General features: G+C 34.1%; 13 protein-coding genes and 1 tRNA gene. 5 read left to right on the top strand and 9 right to left on the bottom strand.

The features are described from left to right. The first annotated feature begins 151 nt into the window (after nt 1-151). The 3 genes from ACO6UW_RS07085 to ACO6UW_RS07075 all read left to right on the top strand — a co-directional run bounded on the left by ACO6UW_RS07085 (nt 152) and on the right by ACO6UW_RS07075 (nt 1,409). Complete coding sequence (locus ACO6UW_RS07085; protein ID WP_252316949.1) at nt 152-394, top strand: HAD family hydrolase; 243 nt, start codon at nt 152-154, stop codon at nt 392-394. A gap of 234 nt (nt 395-628) precedes the next feature. Next, nucleotides 629-1,114: an Lrp/AsnC family transcriptional regulator gene (locus ACO6UW_RS07080; protein ID WP_031944142.1), complete on the top strand. Its 486-nt coding sequence runs from the start codon at nt 629-631 to the stop codon at nt 1,112-1,114. A 178-nt stretch (nt 1,115-1,292) separates the two neighbouring features. Further along, nucleotides 1,293-1,409 (top strand): hypothetical protein, encoded by a 117-nt coding sequence (locus ACO6UW_RS07075; protein ID WP_002117441.1) that lies wholly within the window; start codon nt 1,293-1,295, stop codon nt 1,407-1,409. Nucleotides 1,410-1,424: 15 nt separating this feature from the next. On the opposite strand, the gene ACO6UW_RS07070 is transcribed toward ACO6UW_RS07075, so the two are convergent. From ACO6UW_RS07070 to ACO6UW_RS07055, 4 genes are all read right to left on the bottom strand, one after another. Next, nucleotides 1,425-2,234, bottom strand: coding sequence for a pyrroline-5-carboxylate reductase family protein (locus tag ACO6UW_RS07070; protein WP_057062332.1), 810 nt, complete (start codon nt 2,232-2,234; stop codon nt 1,425-1,427). A 355-nt stretch (nt 2,235-2,589) separates the two neighbouring features. Continuing rightward, nucleotides 2,590-2,814, bottom strand: coding sequence for a hypothetical protein (locus ACO6UW_RS07065; RefSeq protein WP_057062331.1), 225 nt, complete (start codon nt 2,812-2,814; stop codon nt 2,590-2,592). A gap of 220 nt (nt 2,815-3,034) precedes the next feature. Next, on the bottom strand, nt 3,035-3,250 hold the full coding sequence (locus tag ACO6UW_RS07060; RefSeq protein ID WP_005070223.1) for a cold-shock protein: 216 nt from the start codon (nt 3,248-3,250) through the stop codon (nt 3,035-3,037). 343 nt (nt 3,251-3,593) lie between these two features. Next, nucleotides 3,594-4,526 carry a lauroyl acyltransferase gene (locus tag ACO6UW_RS07055; protein WP_057062330.1) on the bottom strand — a complete coding sequence of 311 codons (933 nt, stop codon included), beginning with the start codon at nt 4,524-4,526 and terminating at the stop codon, nt 3,594-3,596. A 239-nt stretch (nt 4,527-4,765) separates the two neighbouring features. Here ACO6UW_RS07055 and ACO6UW_RS07050 point away from each other — a divergent pair, with 239 nt between their 5' ends. Further along, on the top strand, nt 4,766-5,383 hold the full coding sequence (locus ACO6UW_RS07050; RefSeq protein ID WP_017399418.1) for a LysE family translocator: 618 nt from the start codon (nt 4,766-4,768) through the stop codon (nt 5,381-5,383). A gap of 96 nt (nt 5,384-5,479) precedes the next feature. On the opposite strand, the gene ACO6UW_RS07045 is transcribed toward ACO6UW_RS07050, so the two are convergent. The 3 genes from ACO6UW_RS07045 to ACO6UW_RS07035 all read right to left on the bottom strand — a co-directional run bounded on the left by ACO6UW_RS07045 (nt 5,480) and on the right by ACO6UW_RS07035 (nt 6,909). Continuing rightward, nucleotides 5,480-6,025, bottom strand: a complete 546-nt coding sequence (locus tag ACO6UW_RS07045) for a glycoside hydrolase family 108 protein (protein WP_348891841.1) — start codon at nt 6,023-6,025, stop codon at nt 5,480-5,482. Nucleotides 6,026-6,055: 30 nt separating this feature from the next. Then, the gene (locus tag ACO6UW_RS07040; RefSeq protein WP_002119864.1) at nt 6,056-6,445 is read right to left on the bottom strand and encodes a hypothetical protein; all 390 of its coding nucleotides are present in this window, start codon (nt 6,443-6,445) and stop codon (nt 6,056-6,058) included. A 209-nt stretch (nt 6,446-6,654) separates the two neighbouring features. Next, nucleotides 6,655-6,909: a hypothetical protein gene (locus ACO6UW_RS07035; protein ID WP_002119927.1), complete on the bottom strand. Its 255-nt coding sequence runs from the start codon at nt 6,907-6,909 to the stop codon at nt 6,655-6,657. A gap of 672 nt (nt 6,910-7,581) precedes the next feature. On the opposite strand from ACO6UW_RS07035, the gene ACO6UW_RS07030 reads away from it, so the two are divergent. Continuing rightward, nucleotides 7,582-8,253 carry an XRE family transcriptional regulator gene (locus tag ACO6UW_RS07030; RefSeq protein WP_002119885.1) on the top strand — a complete coding sequence of 224 codons (672 nt, stop codon included), beginning with the start codon at nt 7,582-7,584 and terminating at the stop codon, nt 8,251-8,253. Nucleotides 8,254-8,405: 152 nt separating this feature from the next. Here ACO6UW_RS07030 and ACO6UW_RS07025 read toward each other — a convergent pair whose 3' ends face one another. After that, the gene (locus ACO6UW_RS07025) at nt 8,406-8,639 is read right to left on the bottom strand and encodes a hypothetical protein (protein WP_002119938.1); all 234 of its coding nucleotides are present in this window, start codon (nt 8,637-8,639) and stop codon (nt 8,406-8,408) included. A 175-nt stretch (nt 8,640-8,814) separates the two neighbouring features. Continuing rightward, a tRNA-Met gene (locus ACO6UW_RS07020) sits at nt 8,815-8,891 on the bottom strand. Nucleotides 8,892-8,917: the final 26 nt, after the last annotated feature.

Below are 8,917 nucleotides of genomic sequence, written 5' to 3'. Positions count from 1 at the left end.
TGCTCGGTTATATGCGGGCCAATTGGTTGTGCGGTAGATTTTGTGTGTAGGCTTCTTCATTTGAAAATTATATCGCTGAAAAAGCCTTTACAGATAGGTTTGTGCAACAAAGCCGTTTTTTTCTACAATTATCGTCTCAGAAGCCGTAGGTATGCGAAAACCAGATAGACAGATATTTGAGTATGCATGTAAAGAACTTGACTGTACTCCTAATGAATGTATTTTTGTAGGAGATAATCATAAAGCCGATATTGAGGGTGCTAATAACGCAGGAATGAAAACTATATTTTTTCACCCAGATCCTTCTATCTGCTCGACTGTAGCGGATAAAAGAATTCACCATTACGACCAACTAGAAACAGCAATTAATACATTAGAGGATTTCATTCTTTAGAAAAGGATATTTGTTCTTTTTATTAAATCCGCAAAGAGCACTGTTTAGTCACCCTTACTGAAACAGTGCTCTTTGCTCCATCCCAACCTCTATCCAGAAAGGTTCGATGCATAGAAATAGTGTATGTACCTTTGACTCAAAATGTTTCCTGTATTTTTTAAAATTTTTGAACATTCACAGCATAAAAATGAAGTATATTAATTTTTATCAGAAGATTCTTCTTTGGTTTATATTTTGAACAGAACAGAATACACACTAGATCGTATAGATCGGAAAATTTTATCTGCATTGCGTGGAAATGGCCGTTTAACTGTAGCTCAACTGGCCGAAGAAGTAGGGCTTTCATCTTCTCCGTGCTGGACTCGACTGAAACGTCTGGAAACTTTAAAAATTATTGAAGGATATACGGTAAACGTAAACCAAAAAGCGATTGGCATTCATGAGGTCTTTTTTATTGAAATTACTTTAGAGCGCCATGATGACGAAATGCTAGAAAATTTCAGTGAAGCATTAGCAGATATACCTGAAGTAGTGGAAGCGCATCTCGTCACAGGTGACTATGATTATCTGGTTAAAGTAGCAGTCAAAGATGCTGACCATTACGAACGATTTTTAAGAAAAAAACTTTATTCAATTAAAGGAATACGCCACACCCGTTCGACCTTTGCCCTACGCCCTCTCAAATCTGCTAATACAGCCGATTTAATGCTAATTGAATAAAAAGGTTAAACGCTGACAGTTAAATCTTTAATTTATTGATTTTAAAATCTTTATTAAAGAAAAGCCTAGAAAATATAACAGATGATAGCTCTGTTATATTTTTTTTAAAAAATTCTGTATCTATGATTACAGCCTTCACTTCTTCAAAATGTAATTAATCTGAATTGGAGGCATCGCCATGAACATTTTGAAGAAAAAAAATAAGGCCAGTTTTGTATTCTTTATTATTACTCTCTACTCTTTTATTGGGTTTGGTTTAGGCTTCGTGATTTGGGAATACTTTTTAAAGGCCTAGTTTGCTAAAGAATACTTAACTCACCTCAGTAATAATTTCTGAAGTGATTTCTTTACTACGATGATATGCGGCCTTCATGGCTAAACGTATATCATCAGATACATTTCCTAGTTCAAACATTCTGAGTGCTGATTCGGTAATCCCGTTAGCCAAGGTCACCTTGCCACACAGATCCGCTGGCGGGACATTACTTTTACGGACCATTTCAACTGCGCCACTAGCCGCTTGGAGTGCTAAATCTAGAGCAAATTGTTTATCAAGCCCTAAAGAAACCCCTGTCTTTATCATGCTGTCTAAAATATAGAAAAAGTAAGCCGGCCCCGAACCAGACAAAGCAATAATTGCGTCTGACTGCGTTTCAGACAGCGCCCAGAAAGTCTGACCCGTTGCAGAGTACAGCATTTCGATTAGGTCTTTATCAAGCTGGTCCATTTGCTCTGAAGCAATAAGCACATGTGTCCCCGTATGCGTCAGCACAGGTGGATTTGAAATTACACGAACAATTTTTTTCGAACCCGTAAAACGAGTCAAGTTTGCAATATCTACTCCCGCCATCATAGAAACTATAATTTTACCAGTTAACCATTTTTTTAGCGGTATAAGTATCTCTTTTAACTGTTTAGGTTCTAGTAGCAAAACAACGATTTCAGCTTTTTTTAGTCCATTTTCTTTTTGCTTCAAAGCATTTGTATCATTAATCTTTTTCTCTTCAATAAGGTGTATTTTTTCTTTTTTAAACCCCTTTAAAACCAACCCTCCTATCAACGCTAAAGCTAGATTACTACTGCCAATAAAACAAATATTAGGTTGTACTTCACTTAACATTTAAAATGTTTTCCTTTCTTAAGAGAGGTTTATAACAAAAAAATATTATCTATAATTTAATTATGTATATTGAATTAATGATGACCGTCTGAATAAATAACCCACTTTAATAAAATATATTATTAAAGTGGGTTTTGTTTTATTTGCGCAATAAATAAAACAACTTTAGATTAAGCCTAATTTATTACTATTGTTAGTAAATACCACTGAAAAAATGTTAAACTGTGTAACATACACAAGAGTATTGTAAAAAATTCTGTAACGAATTCTATTAAGCTTATATAAAGAATATCTATTACTTAATAAGAAAATCTTTAAACCAAATTAAGGCACGGAAGTGTTCTAGTTCAAACAACTAAAGAGGTTCTTTCTTATTTGCTAAAATTCGCTCGGCTTTTCTGATTGCCTGTTGTAAATCAATATCTTCGCACACCCAAAAAGTAAAAATTTTTCCAAATAGGTGAAAATGCTGCTTAACATACTGAGAGCTATTGTCTGAATAGTGTTCTTCTATCTTAAAAACATCAGTATGATTTTCTATCTTTTGACCGTCTAAAATACCGCCAATACAAATATCCATTTTAGTACCATACACCTAATTAGTTATATTTTAACAAAAAATTTAGAGCACTTTTAAGAGCATATTTTTATTCTGCTTTTTATTTTAAAGATAAGTTTAATTAAAACTTATAAAAAACCCACAACATAGAGTGGGTTTTTAAACTCTTCTAAAGCGCTTTAGCTTAAAACATATTCTATTTAAATAATATATTTAAAACAACTCTAGTCGCTCTATGAAATTATGAATTCTGAAGAATCACAATATTTGAAGCTTGTGGGCCTTTTTTACCCTGTACTACAGTAAACTCAACACGTTGGCCTTCTAAGAGAACTTTAAAACCTTGTGTTTGAATATCGGTAAAATGAGCGAAAATATCCTTACCTTCATCAGCCGCAATAAAACCAAAACCTTTAGTTTCATTGAACCATTTTACTGTACCAGTAGAAGTAGACATATATTTATCCTAAATTTTAAAATATTATAACTTATTATTGGGGAAACCAATTTAACTAAAAAATAGACGTGAAAACTTAAATATCTGAATGAACCGAAGACTTATAAATAAAACTGCGAAATAGAAATTTATGATGACAAGAATATTTTGTTAGTTATGCTCGACTATACACGCTTCAAAATCATTTGCAATCGATATTCAAAATAATTAAAGCAAGAAAAATTTTATAGTGTTGACTCAACATCTTTCATCTTGATTTGATTAAAGATCCTTTCAATTAAAAATCTAATATTCTATATTTTAATTGAAAGAAGTACTTTTAATTCTTGAGTTACTGACGCCATTAATAGAATTTCTGTTCACCAGCAGGGCGTGTTTTAAAGCGTCGGTGAAACCACATGTATTGTGTAGGGGCAATGCGAATTTGGTTTTCAATAATCTTGTTTACCCTTTCAGCGTCACTGACTTCACAGCCACTTGGGAAATTTTCTAATTTAGGTTCTACTAAAACATGATATTGCGGATTACGAATATCACCACTACGGTAAAAATATAAAGGCACGGCTGCTGCTTTTGAGATATCCATTAGTCTGCGATGCGCTGTAACAGTGGCTGCCTGAATACCGAAAAATGATGCCATTACGCTTTGTTTTAAGCCAAAATCCTGATCTGGGCTATACCATATCGCATGACCATGTTTAAGGTTTTGTATGAGTCCACGCATGTTGTCTCGAGCAATTTGGTTTTTATACACTCGCGCACGACTACGATGAATCAGAAAATCTAAAAACGGATTGTTTTGAGGTCGGTAAACCACGTCCATATTAAAGAATAAAGTACACGCCGCTCCACCTGCATCTAAAAGCGTACTGTGGGTACCTAATAAAAGTACGCCATTTTCCTGATTATTGGTTAAATTTTCTAAACCATCTATGTGGACACGGCTTTTAAACCAATTTGGGCAATACCAAGCATTTAGAGCCTCAAATACACCCGTTAAAGTATCAACAAAAACCTGTTTAGCTTTTGCCTCAATTTGCAAAGGTGTTTTTTCTGGAAAACATGCTTGTAAATTACGTAGTGTCGTTTTTCTTCGAGAACTTAAAGATTTCCACGCTATTTTTGATAGAAAATCAGCAAGGCGCCATTGAATAGCCCAGGGTAACATCGCAAATAACATTAGAATAAAAGCTAAAAACCATATACCCCAATATTTAAACGCTAAAAAGGAAAATTGAAACTCGCCAGATTTAAACTGCCGTTCATTTTTCGTCATACTATAGATTTCTTGAGGTATAGACTTAGTATACTAACATGCTCAATTTTTAACGTTGTGTGTTTATGTTGCTTTCACTTTTATAGTTTTATATGCCCTATTTATTTATACAAATCTATATTTTAAATATTTAATCTATTTAAGGCTTAAATATACATAACCTTCTGTATAAAACGATTATTTTCTCATTTAAAGTAACCGCACAATCTTGCCTCAATTGATAAATAGGATATATCAGCGTGAGCGGTCTTTTAGTATTTATAACAATAGCATTTCTTACCCTATTAAGCCCAGGACCGGGAGTTTTATTTACTGTCACAAATTCAATTAACTATGGTGTTAAAACTGCTTTGTTTGGAATAAGTGGTTTAATTATTGGTATGTTTGTAATTGCTGTAATTTCTGCCAGCGGTGTAGGACTTATTATTACTAGCAACCCTACTATTTTTACGGTTTTAAAGTTTATTGGTGCATTTTATTTAATGTATCTCGGATATAAAAACTTCACTAAAAAACTTGCAACCCAAGAGTTAATGACCGATCAACAAAAAGATAAAGCTGTAAGTAAATCTAAATTGTTTTATCAGGGCCTATTTGCATCTTTGCTTAATCCTAAAACAATCGTATTTTTTATCGCACTCTTCCCTCAATTTATTGATATCAAGAAAGAGATTTTAAATCAATTTTTAATTCTTTCTTTAACCTTTTGTTTTATTGGTTTTTTAATTCATTTAGTTTACGCAAATTTTTCTTCGATTTTCAAAGAGAAAATGTTAGCTGGAAATAACTTCACGATACTCAATAAAATTAGTGGTGCTATTTTCTTTCTACTTGCCATTTTACTTATCGCACAATAAAGCATTGCTCGACCTATTATTTGTTAAAAAGCCTTAACTCATGGTTAGGCTTTTTAACTCATTAGATCTTTAAACATGTTCTCTTCTAATACATTTTTAGAGTGTTACTCTGTTTAATATCCAACCATAAAAGAAATCTTCGTACTTAGGGTTGTTCTCGGTAATTTCAATATAATGCTGCCCTTGCATAATATTTAAAATGCGCACGAGTACTTTTTCACCCTCTTTATTACGTCTATTTAAGTACGTAGCCAGTGCTTGCAAAGTAAGAGGTCCGTACTGGCCATCTACCACAAGATTTGACCAACCTTCCTTCCCCTGCTTATTCAGCAGATTTAAAGCACGTTGTAATAAAGGCTTTGTAAAATTGATGCCACAATTTATAGCTGTATCCAGTAACTCTTCTGCAATAGCTGGGCTAATCGCATTAATCTGGTCAAACTGTGGTTCAAGCCAGTATTTTTGCTTATAAATAGATTTGGCGACACTTAAGGGCAAGTCTTGCATGTTGCCTTGATATCCGTTCGATCGAGCGACTGCTTCTATAATGCCAAATTTAGTCGCATGGCCATGATCTGATGGATGGTTAACATATCCGCCTTCTCGGCTGATAACTTTTTCTAAATATTGATCAATATTCATTTTATTCTACCTTTATATTTAAAGCTGTCTTTAGCTATTTTGGAGATCATCTTTTGCTTTTTTTAGGTCTTTAATAACCTCTACAATCGTTTTACCTTCTTGTTTATTGATGAAGTTAAATATCCATCTCACAATAGCCCAGCCCGGTAAACCACAGATGAAGAAAAATCCAGATAGGGTGATCATTCCCCAAATATCGGATACCCATTCATGCAGGTTCCATTTCATAATAATGAATGAGCCGCCTGTCAGGCTTGAAACTACTGTACAGATGAGAGCAACAATCCATTCTTGTGGAGAACGAGGAAAGCGCATCATCAATACAACTGCGACAACTAAGCTGACTGCCAGAGCCACCATAATTGCAATACTATAAAAATTTAAAAATGTGGCTAACCCACTGCTAGAAACTGTTTCCATGACTTTGTCCTGCGCTAAAGGGTAAAACTTGAAAACTCATCACGTTGACCAGCTTGTGGTTTTCAATGTTTATTAATCCCTTCGTTTTCTTTATTACAGTCAATAAAAAACACTAACGCTTTAAAGCAGCGCTAAATTGCAAGACGAACTTATCCTTGACCCCATTTATTTCAGGGGTCCGAGAAAGAATGTTTGTATGCTAAAGCCTGTTAGTGTGCACCGTTTAAGGCTTGTTCAATCAACTCAATCACTGTGATTGCACCAATCGCTTTTTGCATAGAGACTTGATCATCGAATTCGAATGCGTCATCTTCAAGCTCATTTACAATCTGCTTGGCCTCCTCAAGTGCCCTTTTTATTTTTTGTACCTTATATTTGTTTACGTCTTTGGCAATTGTCGGGATATACCCTCCACGTTTTGCATTTTTAAGTTGTTTAGCTCTGTTCTGCATTGCTGTAGTCATTCACTATCTCCAACTCAATGTACTCGTTAGTAAGGCGTCTTTATCGTTTGTTATTCTTGAGGTTTTGATACATTCTTTGAGCAATATAGCTAAGCTATGGCTACAAATGTGTGTTCGAAACGTTTCATCTGGTACAACAATCATAAAGAACCAAACTATATGCAATTAAGCCACTAATTTATAAACAAATATTTCCTTTTCTAAAAATGTAAAAAAGTATTAAATTTTGTGGATTTAAGCTTTTTACACGCCTTAATTTTTTGACCAAAAAGTTCATATAAGGCTTTGCCGTATATCGGAAACTTTTGTTAGGTCTCACAATCTTTGTTAAATTCTTCATGTTCTTGATACCCTTTATCGACGAACATTAAGCCTGATCCACGGAATCGGGCTTTTTTTATTCCAATTTTTGTTTTGATAGCCTGTTTGCAAATAATAATTGAGCTATCTCCCTTTTATTCTGCTACCTCTAGAAACAAAATAAATTTAGCTTCCATCTCAAAGCTTTGATAAAGCAATAAATAGAGACTTAGGCACCACTTAAAATTTCTCTATTCATCTTGAGATATAACTGATATTATAACTATAGTTATTATTAGTCAATAACTATAGTTGTTTTACTAGATATAACTTAAGTTATATATTTGTTATAAGTTTACTGGTGTAACCATTATGGCTCTTAAAGACCGTTTAAAAGACTCTAGAATTAAAGCCAAAAAAACTCAGGCTGAAGTGGCAGAAGCTGTAAAGATGTCGCAACCTGCCTATCAGGCTTTAGAGTCAGGGAAAAATTTAAAATCTGCATTTCTTCCTTTAATTGCTCAATTTTTAGGAGTGGATGGTTATTGGTTAACGACTGGCAATACTGAAGATTCTTTTAGAGAAAGTGATGTATTTAGCCCGACTGTAGTAAGTGCAGAATCTACCGATCAATATGTCTGGATTGAAGTTGTAGAAGCTAACTTTTCTTGCGGGACAGGTGAATCTATTGAATTTCACTTTGATGCTATTAATGGAAAAATTCCATTCCCTGCTTCATTCTTTAAAGAAAAACGCGTTGCTCAAGAATGCATGCGTATTATTAAAGCTAAAGGCGATAGCATGACCGACTACATTAAAGACGGAGATTTGGTGGGTATTGATATCTCTCAAACAGAAGTCATTGATGGCGAGATTTATGCGGTTTACTTTGCTGGCGAAGGAATGATTAAACAGATTTTTAAAGAGGCAGATGGCTCTTTAATTTTGCATAGCTTAAATGAAAAATTTAGAGACCGACGTGTAACAGAAGAGAACGGTAAAAACTTTAAGGTTATGGGTCGCCAGTTTTGGCGGGCAGGCTAATTTAGTTATTAAATATAATTAAAATAATAATGCACTTATTTTTAATCACTTCAGCCTTTTTATAACTTTAATTATTTATATAACTTGTAGACATAAAAAAACCTATCTCCTTTAAAAGAGATAGGTTTTCTCGCTTTATTACCATGGTTTTATCAACAATATGTATTTAAACGATAAAGTTGATTAAACCCGGCATAGAAGCTTTTACCATCTTGGTTTAACTCAATTTCTTCACCAGATTGAAGTTGAATTTTTTTACCAACTTCGACCCAACGATATCCATCGAGAGAGTTTTGTTTACGCACATGAGGAACAATCCTCACATTAATTTCGTTGCCATTTACGGCTGTGGCAATGTGCCACTCATTTACTATATTCACAATCATTCACTCATCACTGAGCTCATGTGATTTTACGGTATGTAATTAGAACGCTAGATTTAGGGTATGGACAGTTCGTCTAGAATTTAATATTTAGCTTTATATAGGGTTATTTATAAGCTAATTGCTTTTCATAATTTTCGTATTATGAAAAGTGGTACATCACAGAGCATAATATTTTTGGATGCGGGAGTCGGATTTGAACCAACGACCTTCGGGTTATGAGCCCGACGAGCTACCAGACTGCTCCACCCCGCAATTGGAAGTAAGCTTTATACGCTCAT

It is taken from the genome of Acinetobacter sp. JADD-222, assembly GCF_049310645.1.
This window is presented reverse-complemented; position numbering and strand designations above follow the sequence as displayed.

Excerpts from the sequence above, each read along its gene's own strand:
- ACO6UW_RS07085 (WP_252316949.1), top strand. The coding sequence starts at position 152 with ATGCGAAAACCAGATAGACAGATATTTGAGTATGCATGTAAAGAACTT.
- ACO6UW_RS07070 (WP_057062332.1), bottom strand. The coding sequence starts at position 2,234 with ATGTTAAGTGAAGTACAACCTAATATTTGTTTTATTGGCAGTAGTAAT.
- ACO6UW_RS07045 (WP_348891841.1), bottom strand. The coding sequence starts at position 6,025 with ATGAATATTGATCAATATTTAGAAAAAGTTATCAGCCGAGAAGGCGGA.
- ACO6UW_RS07035 (WP_002119927.1), bottom strand. The coding sequence starts at position 6,909 with ATGACTACAGCAATGCAGAACAGAGCTAAACAACTTAAAAATGCAAAA.
- ACO6UW_RS07075 (WP_002117441.1), top strand. The coding sequence starts at position 1,293 with ATGAACATTTTGAAGAAAAAAAATAAGGCCAGTTTTGTATTCTTTATT.
- ACO6UW_RS07065 (WP_057062331.1), bottom strand. The coding sequence starts at position 2,814 with ATGGATATTTGTATTGGCGGTATTTTAGACGGTCAAAAGATAGAAAAT.
- ACO6UW_RS07025 (WP_002119938.1), bottom strand. The coding sequence starts at position 8,639 with ATGATTGTGAATATAGTAAATGAGTGGCACATTGCCACAGCCGTAAAT.
- ACO6UW_RS07060 (WP_005070223.1), bottom strand. The coding sequence starts at position 3,250 with ATGTCTACTTCTACTGGTACAGTAAAATGGTTCAATGAAACTAAAGGT.
- ACO6UW_RS07055 (WP_057062330.1), bottom strand. The coding sequence starts at position 4,526 with ATGACGAAAAATGAACGGCAGTTTAAATCTGGCGAGTTTCAATTTTCC.
- ACO6UW_RS07040 (WP_002119864.1), bottom strand. The coding sequence starts at position 6,445 with ATGGAAACAGTTTCTAGCAGTGGGTTAGCCACATTTTTAAATTTTTAT.
- ACO6UW_RS07030 (WP_002119885.1), top strand. The coding sequence starts at position 7,582 with ATGGCTCTTAAAGACCGTTTAAAAGACTCTAGAATTAAAGCCAAAAAA.